The following is an 18,109-nucleotide window of genomic DNA, read 5'->3' as shown; positions in this document are numbered from 1 at the left end:
ACCGGTCCGGATCAGCCGCGCAACCCCAGGAACTCGGCCACCCGGTCCGACGCCGGCGCGGTGCGCAGCTCCTGGGGCGCCGCCACCTGGAGCAGCCGGCCCCGGTCCATGACGCCCACCCGGTCGGCCACCGCGGAGGCCTCGGCGTGGTCGTGCGTCACGAACACCGCCGTCGTCCCGGTCTCCACCAGCGCGGCCCGCACCTCGCCGGCCAGGCGTTCGCGGAGCTGCCGGTCGAGCGCCGACAGCGGCTCGTCGAGCAGCAGCAGCCGGGGCCGCGGCGCCAGGGCGCGCGCCAGGGCCACCCGCTGCTGCTCGCCGCCGGACAGGGTGGGCACCGACCGCTGCTCGTACCCGGCGAGCCCCACGAGGTCCAGCAGGGCGGCGACCCGCTCGTCCCGCTCCTGGCGGGTCAGGGGCAGGGTCTCCAGCCCGTAGGCCACGTTCCGCCGCACGTCCCGGTGCGGGAAGAGCTGTCCGTCCTGGAACATCAGCCCGAACCGGCGCCGGTGCACGGGCACCCCGGCGAGGTCGGCGCCGTCGTACAGCACGTGCCCGCCGGCCAGCGGCTCCAGCCCGGCCACGGCCCGCAGCAGGGAGGACTTGCCGCAGCCGCTCGGCCCGAGCAGCGCCACCACCTCGCCGGGTTCGACGGCCAGCGTCACGCCGTCCACGGCCGTCGTGCCGCCGTACCGGACAGAGACGTCCCGGACCTCCAGCCCCGCCATCAGAACTCCCCTCCCGCGCGGTCGTCGCGCAGTCGCTCCGCCACCATCATCACCGTCGCGGTCAGCGCGGCCAGCACCACGGACGCCGCGAGCGCCATCCCGTAGTTCTCCGCCCCGGGCCGCCCGATGAGCCGGTAGATCACGACCGGCAGGGTGGCACCGTCGGGCCGCGCGAGGAACGACGTGGCGCCGAACTCGCCGAGCGACACCGCGAACGCGAACCCGGTGGCCAGCCCGACCGACCGCAGGGCGATCGGCAGGTCCACGGTGCGCAGCACGCGCCCGGGCCCGGAGCCGAGCACGGCGGCGACCTCGCGCAGACGGGGGTCGATGGCCCTCAGCACCGGCAGCACGGTGCGCACCACGAGCGGCACGGCCACGACGGCCTGGGCCACCGGCACGAGCAACCCCGAGGTGCGCAGGTCGACGCCGAGCACCGGCTGGTCCATGGTGATCAGGAACCCGAAGCCGACGGTCACCGCGGACACGCCCAGAGGCAGCATGAACAGGCCGTCGAGCGTCCCGACGGCGCGCCGCGCCCCCACCGACCGGGGCCGACGGGACACGACGAGGGCGACGAGCCCGCCCACGACCAGCGCGATCACCGTGGCGGCCAGCGCGATCCGCAGCGAGGTGGCCGTGGCCTCCCAGACGGTGACGACCAGGGCGTTGCGCTCGCCGGTGGTGCCGAGCGCGAGGTAGTTACCGGGTCCCCAGGAGCCGTCGGGCTCACGGAACGAGCGGGCCACCAGGCCGGCCAGGGGCAGCACGATGAGCCCGGCGACGATCACGATGCCCGCGAGCGCCGCGGCGGCGTCGGCGGGCGAGCGCCAGGACAGGGGGCGTGCCGTCCGGCGCGCCGAGACGAGGTGCAGGGCGGCCTCGCGGCGCCGTCGGGCCCGCGCGGAGACGGCCAGGGCGCCCGAGATGACCACGAGCTGCAGGATCGAGAGCACGGAGGCCGCCTGCAGGTCCAGGAACTGGGTGGTGCGGGTCCAGATCTCGGTCTCGATGGTCCCGTACCGCACGCCGCCGAGCACGAGCACCACCCCGAACGCGGTGGCGCAGAACAGGAAGACCACCGAGGCCGCGGACGTGATCGCGGGCGCGAGCGAGGGCAGGGTGACGGTGCGGAACACCCGGGCGGGTCCCGCGCCGAGCGAGGCCGCGGCCTCCTCGGCGCGGGGGTCGAGCCGTTCCCACAGCCCGCCCACGGTGCGCACCACCACCGACACGTTGAAGAAGACGAGCGCGACGACGATCCCGGCGAGCGACTCCTCGAGCCCGAGGAACCCGAGGGTGCCGCTGGGCGCGAACAGCGCGCGGAACGCGACGCCGACCACGACGGCCGGCAGCACGAACGGCACCGTCACCAGCCCGCGCGCCAGGGTGCGCCCGGGGAACGACCGCCGGTACAGGAGGTAGGCGAGCGGCAGGCCGAGCAGCACCGAGAACACCGTGCCGAGCACCGCCTGGGTGAGCGTGAGCCCCACGAGCCGCCAGGTGCGCGGCCGGGACAGCACCTCGGTGAACCCGGTGAGGTCGAGCGCGCCGTCGGGCACGAAGCCCCGCACGACGAGCGCGACCACCGGCCACGCGAAGAAGACGCCGAGGAAGGCCAGGGGGACGGCGACCGCCGCTCCCCACAGGAACGGTGCGAGCCGCGGGCCGCGCCGGGGCCGGTCCGTCGGCGTCCGGCTCAGCCCACGACCGTCTCGGTCCACCGTTCGATCCACTCGTCGCGGTGCTCGCTCACGTCGGCCGGGTCCACCTCGAACGGTGCCTCGGCCTGCGGCGCGAACTTCTGCCAGTCGGCGGGGAGCTCCACCGAGGCATCGGCCGGGTACATGTACATCGACTCCGGCAGGGCGGCCTGCACGTCCTCGGTGAGCAGGAAGTCCACCAGGGCGCGGGCGCCCTCGGGGTTGTCGGAGCCGGCCAGCACGCCCGCGTACTCGACCTGCCGGAAGCAGGTGTCCAGCAGCGCGCTGGTGGTCGACGCGGCGCCGTCCTCGGTCACGGTGAACGCGGGCGACGTCGCGTACGACAGCGCCAGCGGCCGCTCACCGCCCTCGCCCGCCCCGGAGAAGTCCACGTAGTAGGCGTCCTCCCACGAGTCGGCGACCTTGACGCCGTTGTCCACGAGCGACGCCCAGTAGTCCTCGAACCCGTCCTCGCCGAACGCGCCGATCGTCGCCAGCAGGAACGCGAGCCCCGGGGACGACGTCGCCGGGTTGGTCACCACGAGCAGGTCCTCGTACTCGGGGTCGGCGAGGTCCTCCAGGGTCTTCGGCACCTCCAGGCCCGACTCCTCGAACCACGCCTCGTCGGCGTTCACGCACACGTCGCCCTGGTCGACCGGTGTGAGCGCACCGCCCACCTGCTCGACGCCCTCGGGCAGGCCCTCCGGCGTGTACTCCTCGACCACCCCGGCCTCCAGCGCGCGGGAGGCGAACGTGTTGTCGATGCCGAACACGGCGTCGCCCAGCGGCGCGTCCTTGGTCAGCACCAGCTGGTTCACGAGCGTCCCGGCGTCGCCCGCCGCACTGACCTCGACGGTCAGGCCCGACTCCTGCTCGAACCGGTCCACCAGCTTCTCGTCCAGTGCCCACGAGTCGTGGGTCACCAGCGTCACGGTGCCCGACGCCGCGCCTGCCGACGTGGTGTCCTCGGAACCGGTACCGCCCGAACCGCCGGCGCAGCCGGCGACCAGGAGTGCCATGGCGACCGCGCCGCCGACCGTAGCGCTGTGGAAGGCGCCCCTGGGGGCACCGGAAAGACGCAACATCGTGCCTCGACTTCCTCCGCCGGTGTGAACCGGATCAGGTTCAAGGGTCTGCGGTTCTCCGCACTCTCAGCGCCGTCGGGGCGCTCCCCTGTCGTTTCCGTGCAGCCTAGTCCGCCGTCGGGGGCTACGGTGTAGAGGTGGCCCAGATTGAGACGGAACAGACACTCGCCGAGAAGGTCGGCACCCTCGCTCTGACTATCGCGGCCGGCTGGGTCGCGCAGAAGGCGGTCAGCATGATCTGGAAGGGTGTGACCGGCAACGACGCGCCCAACAAGCCGGACGACCCGGAGCTGGACCTGGTGCAGGCGACGGTGTTCGCGGCCGTCGCGGCCGGCACGGCGGTGTTCGCCAAGCGCCTGGCCGCGAAGGGCGCGCACACCGCCGCACTGCGTATCGCGGCGCGTCGCTCAGCGGTGTGACCGGCGCGGCCGCCGGGTCAGCAGCGCGTCATGGCTCCGCGGCCGCCCCACCGGCTGGACGGCGTCGAGCGCGCGCGTCAGCGCGGCCTGCGTCACCCCCGCCTTCTCGTCGTCGGCGCGGAGCGCGGCCATGACCTGGTCCGCCGCGAGACGCAGGGGTACGCCGACGGTGGCGGCGACCTCGCGCAGGGTCGCGTCGGCGGTCGCCTCGTCCACTCCGCGTACCGCGACGATGACGCCCTTGACCTGCTCGATCGCCGCCTGGCTGACGAACGCGCGCTGGACCGCCCCGGCCGAGCGGCGGTTCAGCGCCTCCTTCTGGACCGGCGTCACGTCCAGCACGTAGCCCGCCACCTCGGGGCCTCCGCCGGATTCTCGACGTTGCCCCTGGCCGATGACCACGACCGATCGCGTGCGCCCGTTCTTGTCGACGATGCGGTGGGCGCAGGCGAACGGCCGGCCGACCCGCAGGGCCTCGCTGGCGGCGCGCACCACCCGGAGGCGGTCGTCAGGGTGCTTGCGGGAACGTAGCGCGTCGAGGCCGGGTTCCACCTCGTGCCGCCGCCAGCCGTGCATGGTGTAGACCTCGTCGGACCACCACCAGTCGCCGGTTGCCAGGCCTACGCGGTACCGGCCGATCAGCAGGTTGGTCCCGATGCCGAGGGCGTCCGCCAGCTCGCCGGGCGCGACCCGCGGCAGGGCGGACGGGACGTCGCCGCCGTCCACGAGGGCGAGACCGTGCTTCTTGTCGGGGGACATGTGAACCTCCCAGATCCGAGGGGACCTGGAGCCGCTTCATGACTCCGAGACCAACCACCTTAGAACAGTTCGGATACTTCGGACAGCCGAACGGGCACCGGAGCGCTCGTGGCACCCTGGTCCCGTGAGCTTCACGCATCTGGACGACCGCGGCCAGGCCCGCATGGTCGACGTCACCGCCAAGCAGCCGACGGTCCGCTCCGCCACCGCCTCGGGCACGGTGCGTTGCACCCCCGACGTCGTGCGGGCCCTGCGGGACGGCGCCGTACCCAAGGGCGACGTCCTGGCCGTGGCCCGCATCGCGGGCATCGCGGCCGCCAAGCGGACACCCGAGCTGCTGCCGCTGGCGCACGTGATCGGCGTGCACGGCGCCGCGGTGGACCTCGTGGTGACCGACGACGGCGTCGAGATCACGGCGACCGTGCGCACCGCCGACCGCACGGGTGTCGAGATGGAGGCGCTGACGGCCGTGGCGGTCGCCGGCCTGGCCGTCGTCGACATGGTCAAGGGGCTCGACAAGTCCGTCTCGCTCGCGGACGTGCGCCTGGAGCGCAAGACGGGCGGCAAGTCCGGCGACTGGGTGCGCGGCGCATGATCACCGTCCGCTACTTCGCCGGTGCCCGCGAGGCGGCCGGGCTCCCCACCGAACAGGTCGACGGGCCGACCTCGGTCGCCGCCCTCCGCGCCGCCCTGGCCGGCGCACACCCGGGCCTCGGCGACGTGCTGCCGCGCTGTGCCCTGCTCGTCGCAGGGGCACGGACGACGGACGGTGCCGCGCCGGTGCCGGACGGGGTCACCGTGGACGTGCTGCCGCCCTTCGCGGGCGGCTGAGCCGGCCGGGCTCCGCGCCGTCGCGGGCTCAGTGGTCGGCGCCGTCGAGCTGGGACCGCACGTGGGGCCACAGCGTGAGCACCACCTGGAGCCCGTCGCGCACGCCGCCGGAGGATCCCGGCAGGTTCACGACGAGCGCGCGCGCCCCGTCACCCGACCGGGCGACGCCGGCGAGCCCGCGGGAGAGCACGGCCGTGGGCACCCCGGCGGCGACCCCCTGCTGCCGCACCGACTCCGCGATGCCGGGGATCTGGTACTCGAGCACCTCGGCCGTGCCCTCAGGGGTGAGGTCGCGGGGCGTGATACCCGTACCGCCCGTGGTCACCACCAGCCGGGCGCCGTCGTCGAGCGCGGTCCGCAGCACTCCGCGGACCGGCTCGACGCCGTCGGGCACCAGGTAGGTGCGCACCTCGGTGTGGCCCGCCTGGCGCAGGAGCGACACGGCGGTGGGGCCGGAACGGTCCTCGGCCTCGCCGCGCGCGCAACGGTCGGAGACGGTGATCACCGCTACGTGGTCGGACGTCATGCCGACACGCTATCGGCCTCCGGCTCCGGGGACTGCTCGGACTCCAGGGCCTTGGCACGCCGGTGCGCCCGCACCGACCAGAAGACGGCGGCAGCCCAGCCCAGCCAGATCACCACGTAGACGGGGATCTTCACGGGGTCCGTGGCGGCGATCCAGTCGCTGTTGAGCAGGGTGCGCGTGTTGGTGAGCACGATGACGCCACCCACGAGCGACCCGAGGATGCGCGGCGGCACGAGGCGCACGAGCCAGGCGGCGATCGGCGCGGCGATCAGGCCGCCGATGAGCAGCGCCAGCACCCAGGTGAAGTCGATGCCCTCACCCGACAGGCCCACGAAGAAGCCGACGCTGGCGGCGATCGCCACGAGGAACTCGCTGGTGTCGATCGAGCCGATCACCTTGCGGGGCTCCAGGCGGCCGCTGGCCAGGATCGCGGGCGTACCCACCGGGCCCCAGCCGCCGCCACCGGTGGCGTCGAAGAAGCCCGCCACGAGGCCGAGCGGGGCGAGGAACCGCTTGCGCAGCGGCTTGTCCGAACGGGTGGGCAGACCCTGCACCGTGAAGCGCAGCAGCACGTACAGGCCGAGCGCCAGCAGGATGATCGACATCACCGGGGCGGCGATCTCCGTCGACAGCGACGAGAGGAACGTGGCGCCCGCGAAGGCGCCGATCGCGCCGGGGATACCGATCTTGGCGACGACCTTCCAGTCGACGTTGCCGAAGCGCCAGTGGGAGGCGCCGGAAGCGAGCGTGGTGCCGATCTCGGCGAGGTGAACGGTGGCCGAGGCGGCTGCCGGGTTGGTGCCGATCGCCAGCAGCAGCGTCGTGGAGGTGACGCCGTAGGCCATGCCCAGACTGCCGTCCACGAGCTGCGCGCCGAGGCCGACGAGCGCTAGCAGGATCAGGGTTCTCATGGTCGTTGCCTTCCAGGTCCGGGGGGTGCGGCACAGGGCCGCGCGAGCGCGGTTCTCCCAGTATCCATCCATCCCGGTCGGAAACAACAAGCATCTCAGACATCGGATTAGTGCGCATGCGGAACGAGGGGCCCGAACCCTCGGGGATCCGTCAGAAGATCAGCCGGACGATTCTCAGGATGTGGACGCCTCCCGGGCGGCTCCGGGCGCCGTCAGGAGTTGGCCCAGGCCGACTCGCCCTGCGTCAGCGCCCGGACCTCGTCCGGCAGGTTGCCCGCCACCAGGTCGGCGAGAGAAACCGCCTCCAGCACGGCACGCACGTTGGCCCGCAAGGCCACCCACACGTGCAGCAGGGGCGCGGCCGCGCCCTGGAACTCCAGGTCGGAGGGCCGGTTGCCCCGGACGAAGACGAGCGGGCCGTCCACGGCGCGCACGACGTCGGCGATCGTGATCGTGTCGGCGGACCGCGCCAGGCGGTAGCCGCCGCCGGCCCCGCGGTGGCTCGTGACGAGCCCGTCGCGGCGCAGGTCGCTCAGGATCCCCTCCAGGAAGCGGTGCGGAATGTCCTGCGCGCGAGCCAGCGCCTCGGCGCGCACGGGTCCGTCGTGGTCGGCAGCCGCCAGCTCTGCGGCTGCTCGGACGGCGTAGTCGGCTCGTGCGGAGATCCTCATGGACCCATTCTCTCTCGGAGGACGGCGGCGGCGCTCCGGGCCGCAGATGAGGAGCGGTCAGTCGTTCTGCATCCGCGTGCACGGTGCTAGCGTTCGTTCCGTGCCGCAGATGAGGATCAGAGAAGCGGCGGCGTACCTGGGCGTCAGCGACGACACGGTGCGGCGCTGGATCGACCGCGGGCTGCTCGGCGCGCACACGGATGCGTCAGGCCGCAAGGTGGTCGACGGCTACGAGGTGGCGATGGTGGCCCGCGAGCACGCCTCGCCCCCCGGCCTGCCGTCAGGTCTGCGCAGCTCGGCCCGCAACCGCTTCGTCGGCCTGGTCACCGACATCCGCACCGACGCCGTGATGGCCCAGGTCGAGCTCCAGTGCGGGCCGTTCCGCGTGGTCTCGCTGATGAGCAGCGAGGCGGTACGCGACCTCGGGCTGGAGCCCGGGTCGGTCGCGGTGGCCGCCATCAAGTCCACGAACGTCGTGATCGAGACCGAGGACCGGAGGGATTCCGCATGAGCGGCACGATGGCGAACAGGCCGGTACGCCGCGGGACGACCCGCATGATGACCACGATCGCGGCGGCCGTCGTCGCCGTGGCCCTGGCGTCGTGCGCCGGCCCGGGCTCGGCGGCCGACGACGCCGGGGAGCGGACCCTGACCGTCTACGCCGCCGCGTCGCTGACCGGTACGTTCGAGCAGATCGCCGCCGACTTCGAGGCGGCGCACGAGGGGGTCTCCGTCGAGCTGTCGTTCGCCGGCTCGTCCGACCTCGTGGCCCAGATCCAGCAGGGCGCCCCGGCGGACGTGCTCGCCTCGGCCGACACCGCGAACATGGACAAGCTCGTCGATGACGGCCTGCTCGCCGGCCCGCCCGCCGACTTCGCGTCGAACACCCTGGCCATCGCCGTACCCCCGGGCAACCCGGCCGGCATCGCGTCGCTGGCCGACCTGACCGGCGACGACGTGCAGCTCGTGGTCTGCGCGCCCGAGGTGCCCTGCGGCGCCGCGACGGAGCATGTCGAGCAGGCGTCCGGCCTGACCTTCGCGCCCGTCAGCGAGGAGCAGAGCGTGACCGACGTGCTCAACAAGGTGACCACCGGCGAGGCCGACGCCGGGCTCGTCTACGTCACCGACGTGCGCGGCGCGGGCGACCGGGTCGAGGGCATCGAGTTCCCGGAGTCGGGCAGCGCGGTCAACGTGTACCCGATCGCCGCGCTGGGCGGGAGCGAGGAGCCCGAGCTCGCGCAGGAGTTCGTCGACGCCGTGCTCGGTGCGGACGGGCAGCGCGTCCTCGCCGACGCCGGCTTCGCGGCACCGTGATCCCTCGGTGGGTCGCCGCGGTCGCCGCGGTCGGAGCCCTGCTGGTGCTCCTCCCGCTCGCGGCGATGGCGGCCCGTGTGGACTGGGCGAGCTTCTGGACCCTGATCACCAGCGAGTCGTCCGTCGCCGCGCTGCTCCTGAGCCTGCGGACGTCGGCGGTGAGCACGCTGCTGTGCCTGCTGCTCGGGGTGCCGCTCGCACTCGTGCTTGCCCGTGGACGCTTCGTCGGGCGCGACCTGCTGCGCTCGCTGGTGCTGATCCCGCTCGTGCTGCCGCCGGTGGTGGGCGGCATCGCCCTCCTGTACACCTTCGGCCGCCGCGGTCTGCTGGGCCAGACCCTGGAGGTGGCCGGCGTCCAGGTCGCCTTCTCCACGACCGCCGTCGTGCTGGCGCAGACCTTCGTCGCCCTGCCGTTCCTCGTGATCAGCCTGGAGGGCTCGCTGCGCACGGCCGGCACCCGGTACGACGTCGTCGCCGCCACGCTGGGCGCCCGCCCCGGCACCGTCCTGTTCCGGGTGACCCTGCCGCTGGTGTGGCCCGGACTGCTGTCCGGCACCGTGCTGTCCTTCGCCCGGTGCCTCGGGGAGTTCGGCGCGACCATCACGTTCGCGGGCAGTCTCCAGGGCGTGACGCGGACGCTGCCGCTCGAGATCTACCTCCAGCGGGAGACCGACCCCGATGCCGCCGTCGCGCTGTCCCTCGTCCTCGTGGTGGTCGCGGTGCTGGTCATCGGTCTGACCCGGCGGAGCCGGAGCGCCCTGTGAGCCTCTCCCTCTCCGTGCACGTCCCCGAGCGCGACGTCCAGATCGATCTGGAGGTGGCCGACGGCGAGACCGTCGCCCTGCTCGGCCCGAACGGCGCCGGCAAGTCGACGCTGCTGTCCGTGGCGGCCGGGCTGCTGCGCCCCCACCACGGCCACGTCACGCTGGACGGCCGCACCCTCACCCGGGTCGAGGCGGGCCGTACCCGCGCCTGGGTGCCGCCGCACGCCCGGCAGGTGGCCCTCCTGGCGCAGGACCCGCTGCTGTTCCCGCACCTGTCGGTGCGGCACAACATCGCGTTCGGCCCCCGCTCCCGAGGAGCCTCACCGCGGTCCGCGGCCGCGGACGCCGCACGGTGGCTGGACCGGATCGGCCTGCCCGAGCTCGCCGACCGCCGGCCCGCCGAGGTGTCGGGCGGCCAGGCCCAGCGGGTGGCCGTGGCACGCGCACTGGCGGCAGACCCGCGCCTCCTCCTCCTCGACGAACCCATGGCGGCCCTCGACGTCGACGTCACCCCGGCGCTCCGCCATCTCCTGTGGGAGGTCCTCGCAGGGCGGACGGTGCTCCTCGCGACGCACGACGTGCTGGACGCCCTCCTGCTCGCCGACCGGGTCGTGGTGCTCGACGGCGGTCGCGTCACCGAGCAGGGGCCCACCCGTGAGGTGCTCTCCCGACCGCGGAGCGCCTTCGCCGCCCGGATCGCGGGCCTGAACATCCTGACCGGCACATGGTCCGCCCCGGAGCGCGCGATCCGCCTCCCGACCGGCGACCTGGTCCAGGGCCGGCTCCACGACGACGGCGGGGCCGCGGACCAGGTGGCAGCACCGCAGCCCGGAGCGACGATGACGGCCGCGTTCCGCCCGTCGGCCGTCTCGATCTTTCCCGAGCGCACCGCGGGCTCACCGCGCAACGCGTGGCCGGTCGAGGTGACCGCGCTCGAACCGCAGAGCGGGCTCGTACGGGTCCGGGCCGGCCAGCTCAGCGCCGGCCAGCTCAGCGCCGACATCACGCCGCAGGCGGCGGCCGATCTGGCGATCACTCCCGGCGACACCGTCTGGTTCACCGTCAAGGCGACCGAGGTCGACCTGTACCCGGCATGACACCCGAGCGGCGCTCAGCGGAAGCACCGCCGGCCGTCAGGCGTCAGGCCTCAGGCCTCAGGCCTCAGGCCTCAGGCCAGGATCTGCCCGGCCTGCTGCGCGGAGGCGGCGAACGAGCCCGTCAGCGGCAGCTCGGACAGGATGACGGCCTGGGCGGCGTGGTAGACGTCAGGCTTGCCGATCCAGGTGCGGCCCGACGGGCGGTTCTCCGTGTCGAGCTCGTGGTGCCACGATCCCTGCGCGGCGTCGATCAGGTGCTCCTGGATCCACCCCCACCACTCGCCCTCGAGCCGGACGTAGCGCTCCTCGCCGGTGACCCTGCCCAGCACGTTCGCGGTGGCGACCGCCTCGGCCGCGACCCAGTGGAACCGCCGCGGCTCCACGGGCGTCCCCGACCAGTCCGTGGTGTAGACGAAGCCGCCACCGTGCTCGGCATCCCAGCCGTCCTCCACCGCACGCTCGAACAGCGCGGACGCCGCCCGGGTGCGACGACCGGCCGTCCCTGCCTCCGCATCGATCTGCAGCAGCAGGCGGGCCCACTCGAGCCCGTGCCCGGGGGTGGCACCGTACGGCTTGAACGGGTCGTGAGGGCGGTCGGCGTTGTACTCGAGCAGGGGCTGCCAGGAAGCGTCGAAGTGCTCGGGGATTCGCCAGTCGTTCGACTCGGCCCAGCTCACCACCCGGTCGCCGATCGCGGCCGCCCGGTCCAGCCACAGCCCGTCACCCGTCGCCGCATGCGCGGCGAGCAGCGCCTCGACGGAGTGCATGTTGGCGTTCACCCCGCGGTAGTCCGATGCCGAGGCCCAGTCCCGGCTCCGCTCGTCGAGGTGCAGCTGATGCTCCGGCTCCCAGAATCGTGCGTCCAGCACCGCGAGGGCCTCGGTCAGCAGCTCGGCCGCGCCCGCGATGCCGGCAACCTTGCCGGTCGACGCCGCCAGCACCACGAACGCGTGGGCGTAGGCCTCCTTCGTGCCGACGAGGTCGTCGCCCTCCCCGCGCGAGGCGAGCCACCCGCCGAACTCGGCGTCAGCGAGCACCTCCCGCAGCCCGGTGATCGCACGAGCCGCATGCTCCCCCGCGCCCTCGACCCCCAGCAGATGCCCGACGGCGAAGATGTGCGCCATCCGCGACGTGATCCAGGTCTCGACGGGGTGCGAGGCGTCCGGGCGGCCCGCGTCGTCGAGCCAGCAGGCCGCGCCGTCCTTGCGGAGAGACGCCTCGGCGAAACGCAGCAGCGACACGAAGTGCTCCCTGCGCCACGTGGAGTCGGTGATGCCTGCGGCCTGGGAGCTGGTGGATTCCGCGCCGGTGCGGGTCATATCTGCGTTCACACCCGCCACGATAGCCGCGGGGTGCGTGACGACGGCAAGTCGTCCCAGGGCGCGAGGGTCGCAGCTCTGTTGGGGGGCGCTCTGTTCAGGGCATAGAAATGCGTCAGGGGATGAACCGCTCCCGGCCACCCCCAGCAGGGGGTGGTCCGGGGGTTCATCCCCTGACGCTGAATGGTTGTCCGGCGGCGTCCTACTCTCCCACCCCGTCTCCAGGGCAGTACCATCGGCGCTATGAGGCTAAGCTTCCGGGTTCGGAATGGGACCGGGCGTTTCCCCCACGCTATGACCACCGAAACACTATCGAGACCAGGCAACCCCACACCACAAACAAGAGGGGGGTTGGTGCCCGTGACTCGGGAACCGCACAGTGGACGCGAACACACACACCAGTAAACTGGCTTGAAAGAATTTGAGTGTTGAGAAAGTTATCGGCAAGTTAGTACCGGTCAGCTCCACAAGTCTTCAGTCCTTGCTTCCACATCCGGCCTATCAACCCAGTAGTCTGCTGGGCGCCTCCCACACACAAGGTGTATGGAAACCTCATCTCGAAGCAGGCTTCCCGCTTAGATGCTTTCAGCGGTTATCCCTTCCGAACGTAGCCAACCAGCCATGCTCCTGGCGGAACAACTGGCACACCAGAGGTTCGTCCGTCCCGGTCCTCTCGTACTAGGGACAGCCCTTCTCAAGTTTCCTACGCGCGCAGCGGATAGGGACCGAACTGTCTCACGACGTTCTAAACCCAGCTCGCGTACCGCTTTAATGGGCGAACAGCCCAACCCTTGGGACCTACTCCAGCCCCAGGATGCGACGAGCCGACATCGAGGTGCCAAACCATGCCGTCGATATGGACTCTTGGGCAAGATCAGCCTGTTATCCCCGGGGTACCTTTTATCCGTTGAGCGACGGCGCTTCCACAAGCCACCGCCGGATCACTAGTTCCGACTTTCGTCCCTGCTCGACCTGTCAGTCTCACAGTCAAGCTCCCTTGTGCACTTGCACTCGACACCTGATTACCAACCAGGCTGAGGGAACCTTTGAGCGCCTCCGTTACATTTTAGGAGGCAACCGCCCCAGTTAAACTACCCACCAGGCACTGTCCCTGATCCGGATCACGGACCGAGGTTAGACATCCGAAGCGATCAGAGTGGTATTTCAACAATGACTCCACCCGAGCTGGCGCCCGAGCTTCACAGTCTCCCACCTATCCTACACAAACCGCACCGAACACCAATACCAAGCTATAGTAAAGGTCCCGGGGTCTTTCCGTCCTGCTGCGCGTAACGAGCATCTTTACTCGTACTGCAATTTCGCCGAGTTCGCGGTTGAGACAGCGGAGAAGTCGTTACGCCATTCGTGCAGGTCGGAACTTACCCGACAAGGAATTTCGCTACCTTAGGATGGTTATAGTTACCACCGCCGTTTACTGGGGCTTAAATTCTGGGCTTCGCCGAAGCTGACCCGTCCTCTTAACCTTCCAGCACCGGGCAGGCGTCAGTCCGTATACATCGTCTTGCGACTTCGCACGGACCTGTGTTTTTAGTAAACAGTCGCTTCTCCCTGGTCTCTGCGGCCCTCCCCGCATCCCCCAGCAAGTGGGTTAACGGTTCAGGCCCCCCTTCTCCCGAAGTTACGGGGGCATTTTGCCGAGTTCCTTAACCACGATTCACTCGATCGCCTTAGTATTCTCTACCTGACCACCTGAGTCGGTTTAGGGTACGGGCGGCTAGTCCCTCGCGTCGAGGCTTTTCTAGGCAGCATAGGATCACCAGATTCCCGCATACACGGTCTCTATCAGCTCTCACCCTCAACGACACCCGGATTTGCCTAGGTGTCGGGCTACGACCTTGGACATGGACAACCATCGCCACGCCTGGCTACCTTCCTGCGTCACCCCTGTTAACACGCTTACCTACTACCGGATCAGGTCCCACGCCGCCCCACCAGTGAGACCCGAAGGTCTCGGCGGTGGCTTGGGGTGGTTAGTATCACCGGGCTCGGTATGGGCGGTACTTCGCCGGTAGGAGAATATCAACTCCTTGTCCATCGACTACGCCTGTCGGCCTCGCCTTAGGTCCCGACTTACCCAGGGCGGATGAACCTGGCCCTGGAACCCTTGGTCATTCGGCGGACGGGATTCACACCCGTCATTCGCTACTCATGCCTGCATTCTCACTCGTGTAGGCTCCACCGCTAGGTCACCCTGCGACTTCACTGCCCACACGACGCTCCCCTACCCACCCACACACCTGAACACACACCACAAGGGCGCATGCTGGGCTTGCGATCAAACGCAATGTGAGTGCCACGGCTTCGGCGGTGTGCTTGAGCCCCGCTACATTGTCGGCGCGGAATCACTTGACCAGTGAGCTATTACGCACTCTTTCAAGGGTGGCTGCTTCTAAGCCAACCTCCTGGTTGTCTGTGCAACTCCACATCCTTTCCCACTGAGCACACGCTTAGGGGCCTTAGCCGGTGATCTGGGCTGTTTCCCTCTCGACCACGGAGCTTATCCCCCGCAGTCTCACTGCCACGCTTAAACTTACCGGCATTCGGAGTTTGGCTGACGTCAGTAACCTGGTGAGGCCCATTAGCCATCCAGTAGCTCTACCTCCGGCAAGAAACACGCGACGCTGCACCTAAATGCATTTCGGGGAGAACCAGCTATCACGAAGTTTGATTGGCCTTTCACCCCTAACCACAGGTCATCCCCCAGGTTTTCAACCCTGGTGGGTTCGGTCCTCCACGCCGTCTTACCGGCGCTTCAACCTGCCCATGGCTAGATCACTTCGCTTCGGGTCTAGACCCGGCGACTCAAACGCCCTCTTCGGACTCGCTTTCGCTACGGATACCCCACACGGGTTAACCTCGCCACCGAGCACTAACTCGCAGGCTCATTCTTCAAAAGGCACGCCGTCACCCCTACCAAGGAGGCTCCGACGGATTGTAGGCACATGGTTTCAGGTACTATTTCACTCCCCTCCCGGGGTACTTTTCACCTTTCCCTCACGGTACTTGTCCGCTATCGGTCACTAGGTAGTATTTAGGCTTAGCAAGTGGTCTTGCCAGATTCACACGAGATTTCACGGGCCCCGTGCTACTTGGGATCCCCTCCACCAGGCCGCACCATTTCGTCTACGGGACTCCCACCCACTACGGTCCGGTATTCAACCCGGTTCGACTATGACACGACTTTCTCACTGGCCGGAAGACTGTCAGATCTTCCCGGAAGGTCCCACAACCCCGCACACGCAACGCCTGACAGCTTGACACGCATACGGTTTGGCCTCATCCGCTTTCGCTCGCCACTACTCACGGAATATCTCTTCCTGTCGGTACTGAGATGTTTCACTTCCCGACGTTCCCTCCACACGCCCTATACATTCAAGCGCGGGTAACCGAACATGACTTCGGCTGGGTTCCCCCATTCGGAGACCCTCGGATCACAGCTCGTCTGCCAACTCCCCGAGGATTATCGCAGGCTACAACGTCCTTCTTCGGCTCCTAGTGCCAAGGCATCCACCAATGTGCCCTTAAAAACTTTCGGCAACACTACAATCACAGAAACCAAGACAACACACCCGACAACACCCCGACCCACACGACCCAAAAGGCCCTGCCAGCCAGACCATCGCCAAGCAGTCTTGGAAACATTCAAAGATGCTCGCGTCCACTATGCAGTTCTCAAGCAACGGACGAACCCACCAGAGCGACCCGCACCCACCACCACCGGCACGCCGGCTGGTCTGAAGTGCCACTCAGTGACCCGTGTCCAGTCAGAAACAACCCGTCCCCCACACACCCCACTCACCCACCCCGAAGGGACAAGACCCCCGAAGGGACAAGCTCGTGGCGCATGAGGCAGCCGGTTGCCTCAGGACCCAACAGTGTGCTCAGCAAGCCACCACCACCTGCGACCACCACGTTCCAACCCACCCAGCAAGGAGACAAGCCCCCCACCAACCAGGCGTACTAGCAGCAGCCACCAGCACGGTGACTCTTCGTCAATGTTCCACCCATGAGCAACCACCCCAGACGCGCACGGCCTGGGCCTGGCCTCTGCCACCAGCACCCACCAGCCCAGGGACGAACCCACGAGCCAGCACGGCATCCCCGGCTTCCCGGGGCCTGATGGAGATGAGCTCCTTAGAAAGGAGGTGATCCAGCCGCACCTTCCGGTACGGCTACCTTGTTACGACTTAGTCCCAATCGCCAGTCCCACCTTCGACCACTCCCTCCCACAAGGGGTTGGGCCGTGAGCTTCGGGTGTTACCAACTTTCGTGACTTGACGGGCGGTGTGTACAAGGCCCGGGAACGTATTCACCGCAGCGTTGCTGATCTGCGATTACTAGCGACTCCGACTTCACGGGGTCGAGTTGCAGACCCCGATCCGAACTGAGACCGGCTTTTTGGGATTCGCTCCACCTCACGGTATCGCAGCCCTCTGTACCGGCCATTGTAGCATGCGTGAAGCCCAAGACATAAGGGGCATGATGATTTGACGTCATCCCCACCTTCCTCCGAGTTGACCCCGGCAGTCTCCCATGAGTCCCCGGCATAACCCGCTGGCAACATGAGACAAGGGTTGCGCTCGTTGCGGGACTTAACCCAACATCTCACGACACGAGCTGACGACAACCATGCACCACCTGTGTACGAGTGTCCAAAGAGAACCCCATCTCTGGGGCTTTCTCGTACATGTCAAGCCTTGGTAAGGTTCTTCGCGTTGCATCGAATTAATCCGCATGCTCCGCCGCTTGTGCGGGCCCCCGTCAATTCCTTTGAGTTTTAGCCTTGCGGCCGTACTCCCCAGGCGGGGCACTTAATGCGTTAGCTACGGCACAGAACCAGTGGAACTGGCCCCACACCTAGTGCCCAACGTTTACGGCATGGACTACCAGGGTATCTAATCCTGTTCGCTCCCCATGCTTTCGCTCCTCAGCGTCAGTAACTGCCCAGAGACCTGCCTTCGCCATCGGTGTTCCTCCTGATATCTGCGCATTCCACCGCTACACCAGGAATTCCAGTCTCCCCTACAGCACTCCAGTCTGCCCGTACCCGATGCAAGCTCACAGTTGAGCCATGAGATTTCACACCAGACGCGACAGACCGCCTACGAGCTCTTTACGCCCAATAATTCCGGACAACGCTTGCGCCCTACGTATTACCGCGGCTGCTGGCACGTAGTTAGCCGGCGCTTCTTCTGCAGGTACCGTCACTTGCGCTTCTTCCCTGCTGAAAGAGGTTTACAACCCGAAGGCCGTCATCCCTCACGTGGCGTCGCTGCATCAGGCTTTCGCCCATTGTGCAATATTCCCCACTGCTGCCTCCCGTAGGAGTCTGGGCCGTGTCTCAGTCCCAGTGTGGCCGGTCGCCCTCTCAGGCCGGCTACCCGTCGACGCCTTGGTAGGCCATTACCCCACCAACAAGCTGATAGGCCGCGAGCCCATCCCCCACCGAAAAACTTTCCAACACCCACCATGCAGTGAGTGCTCATATCCGGTATTAGACCCCGTTTCCAAGGCTTATCCCGAAGTGGAGGGCAGGTTGCTCACGTGTTACTCACCCGTTCGCCACTGATCCACCCCTGCAAGCAGGAGCTTCACCGTTCGACTTGCATGTGTTAAGCACGCCACCAGCGTTCGTCCTGAGCCAGGATCAAACTCTCCGTAAAAGAGAAACATCCACACCCACTCACGTGAGCGCGAACAATGATACCGGCCAGATCAAAACCAAACTGGTTTCAATGATCCGATCCAAAAACAACCCCCATCACCCCGAACCACACCACCATCCAGCAGCACGATCCGAAACAAGAGAGTCAAATAATTGGCATTGACTATCAAGCACACTGTTGAGTTCTCAAACAACCGACGCACACCGTTGCAGTCATCATCCTGTGGATGCTGACCCCATCTGGGGCAACCTCTTCAACTTACCAGGTCCGAATCCGCCTCGCAAACTCGCAGTTC

15 protein-coding genes, 3 rRNA genes and 1 riboswitch are annotated in these 18,109 nt (G+C 68.4%); of the genes, 7 read left to right on the top strand and 11 right to left on the bottom strand.

Annotated features, from left to right (window positions below; genetic code table 11):
* Positions 1–11: 11 nt before the first annotated feature.
* The 3 genes from ACO229_RS22980 to ACO229_RS22970 form a co-directional block, all read right to left on the bottom strand.
* Positions 12–728, bottom strand: coding sequence for an ABC transporter ATP-binding protein (locus tag ACO229_RS22980; RefSeq protein WP_397432082.1), 717 nt, complete (start codon positions 726–728; stop codon positions 12–14).
* Positions 728–2,431 carry an ABC transporter permease gene (locus tag ACO229_RS22975; protein ID WP_423465335.1) on the bottom strand — a complete coding sequence of 568 codons (1,704 nt, stop codon included), beginning with the start codon at positions 2,429–2,431 and terminating at the stop codon, positions 728–730. The genes ACO229_RS22980 and ACO229_RS22975 overlap by 1 nt, the downstream gene beginning before the upstream one ends.
* Positions 2,428–3,516, bottom strand: coding sequence for a thiamine ABC transporter substrate-binding protein (locus tag ACO229_RS22970; protein ID WP_423462906.1), 1,089 nt, complete (start codon positions 3,514–3,516; stop codon positions 2,428–2,430). The genes ACO229_RS22975 and ACO229_RS22970 overlap by 4 nt, the downstream gene beginning before the upstream one ends.
* A riboswitch (TPP riboswitch) is annotated at positions 3,511–3,616 on the bottom strand. Its footprint overlaps the gene before it by 6 nt.
* Before the next feature lie 37 nt (positions 3,617–3,653).
* Between ACO229_RS22970 and ACO229_RS22965 the strand changes: the two genes are divergently transcribed.
* Positions 3,654–3,935 (top strand): DUF4235 domain-containing protein, encoded by a 282-nt coding sequence (locus tag ACO229_RS22965; protein ID WP_397413071.1) that lies wholly within the window; start codon positions 3,654–3,656, stop codon positions 3,933–3,935.
* On the opposite strand, the gene ACO229_RS22960 is transcribed toward ACO229_RS22965, so the two are convergent.
* Complete coding sequence (locus ACO229_RS22960; protein ID WP_423462905.1) at positions 3,924–4,694, bottom strand: PAS and ANTAR domain-containing protein; 771 nt, start codon at positions 4,692–4,694, stop codon at positions 3,924–3,926. The genes ACO229_RS22965 and ACO229_RS22960 overlap by 12 nt on opposite strands.
* A gap of 124 nt (positions 4,695–4,818) precedes the next feature.
* Here ACO229_RS22960 and moaC point away from each other — a divergent pair, with 124 nt between their 5' ends.
* Both moaC and ACO229_RS22950 read left to right on the top strand, forming a co-directional pair.
* Positions 4,819–5,289: a cyclic pyranopterin monophosphate synthase MoaC gene (moaC, locus tag ACO229_RS22955; protein WP_397413069.1), complete on the top strand. Its 471-nt coding sequence runs from the start codon at positions 4,819–4,821 to the stop codon at positions 5,287–5,289.
* Complete coding sequence (locus tag ACO229_RS22950; protein WP_397413068.1) at positions 5,286–5,525, top strand: MoaD/ThiS family protein; 240 nt, start codon at positions 5,286–5,288, stop codon at positions 5,523–5,525. The genes moaC and ACO229_RS22950 overlap by 4 nt, the downstream gene beginning before the upstream one ends.
* Before the next feature lie 28 nt (positions 5,526–5,553).
* On the opposite strand, the gene ACO229_RS22945 is transcribed toward ACO229_RS22950, so the two are convergent.
* From ACO229_RS22945 to ACO229_RS22935, 3 genes are all read right to left on the bottom strand, one after another.
* Entirely contained in the window at positions 5,554–6,051 is a 498-nt protein-coding gene (locus ACO229_RS22945; protein WP_397432074.1) for a molybdenum cofactor biosynthesis protein B, read from the bottom strand.
* Complete coding sequence (locus ACO229_RS22940; protein ID WP_397413066.1) at positions 6,048–6,962, bottom strand: sulfite exporter TauE/SafE family protein; 915 nt, start codon at positions 6,960–6,962, stop codon at positions 6,048–6,050. The genes ACO229_RS22945 and ACO229_RS22940 overlap by 4 nt, the downstream gene beginning before the upstream one ends.
* Before the next feature lie 212 nt (positions 6,963–7,174).
* Positions 7,175–7,633, bottom strand: coding sequence for an RrF2 family transcriptional regulator (locus ACO229_RS22935; protein ID WP_397413065.1), 459 nt, complete (start codon positions 7,631–7,633; stop codon positions 7,175–7,177).
* 100 nt (positions 7,634–7,733) lie between these two features.
* On the opposite strand from ACO229_RS22935, the gene ACO229_RS22930 reads away from it, so the two are divergent.
* Genes ACO229_RS22930 through ACO229_RS22915 form a run of 4 tightly spaced genes read left to right on the top strand, consistent with a single transcriptional unit; the run spans position 7,734 to position 10,808 of the window.
* A complete protein-coding gene (locus ACO229_RS22930; protein WP_397413064.1) occupies positions 7,734–8,144 on the top strand; it encodes a TOBE domain-containing protein in 411 nt (136 codons plus the stop codon).
* Between the two features lie 44 nt (positions 8,145–8,188).
* A complete protein-coding gene (gene modA / locus ACO229_RS22925; RefSeq protein WP_397432306.1) occupies positions 8,189–8,947 on the top strand; it encodes a molybdate ABC transporter substrate-binding protein in 759 nt (252 codons plus the stop codon).
* Entirely contained in the window at positions 8,944–9,711 is a 768-nt protein-coding gene (locus ACO229_RS22920; protein ID WP_423462904.1) for an ABC transporter permease, read from the top strand. The genes modA and ACO229_RS22920 overlap by 4 nt, the downstream gene beginning before the upstream one ends.
* On the top strand, positions 9,708–10,808 hold the full coding sequence (locus ACO229_RS22915; protein WP_423462903.1) for a sulfate/molybdate ABC transporter ATP-binding protein: 1,101 nt from the start codon (positions 9,708–9,710) through the stop codon (positions 10,806–10,808). Before ACO229_RS22920 ends, ACO229_RS22915 begins: the two co-directional genes overlap by 4 nt.
* 71 nt (positions 10,809–10,879) lie before the next feature.
* On the opposite strand, the gene ACO229_RS22910 is transcribed toward ACO229_RS22915, so the two are convergent.
* From ACO229_RS22910 to ACO229_RS22895, 4 genes are all read right to left on the bottom strand, one after another.
* Positions 10,880–12,139, bottom strand: coding sequence for an AGE family epimerase/isomerase (locus ACO229_RS22910; protein WP_423462902.1), 1,260 nt, complete (start codon positions 12,137–12,139; stop codon positions 10,880–10,882).
* Between the two features lie 177 nt (positions 12,140–12,316).
* Positions 12,317–12,433, bottom strand: a 5S ribosomal RNA gene (gene rrf / locus ACO229_RS22905).
* A gap of 122 nt (positions 12,434–12,555) precedes the next feature.
* Positions 12,556–15,683 (bottom strand): 23S ribosomal RNA (locus ACO229_RS22900).
* A 603-nt stretch (positions 15,684–16,286) separates the two neighbouring features.
* Positions 16,287–17,811: ribosomal RNA gene (locus tag ACO229_RS22895) — 16S ribosomal RNA — on the bottom strand.
* Together the 16S, 23S and 5S rRNA genes form the textbook arrangement of a ribosomal RNA operon.
* Between the last annotated feature and the right edge of the window lie 298 nt (positions 17,812–18,109).

The organism is Promicromonospora sp. MS192 (assembly GCF_049532985.1).
GTDB lineage: Bacteria > Actinomycetota > Actinomycetes > Actinomycetales > Cellulomonadaceae > Promicromonospora.
Note: the sequence above shows the minus strand (reverse complement) of the source record. Positions and strands in the feature narration are given on the sequence as shown.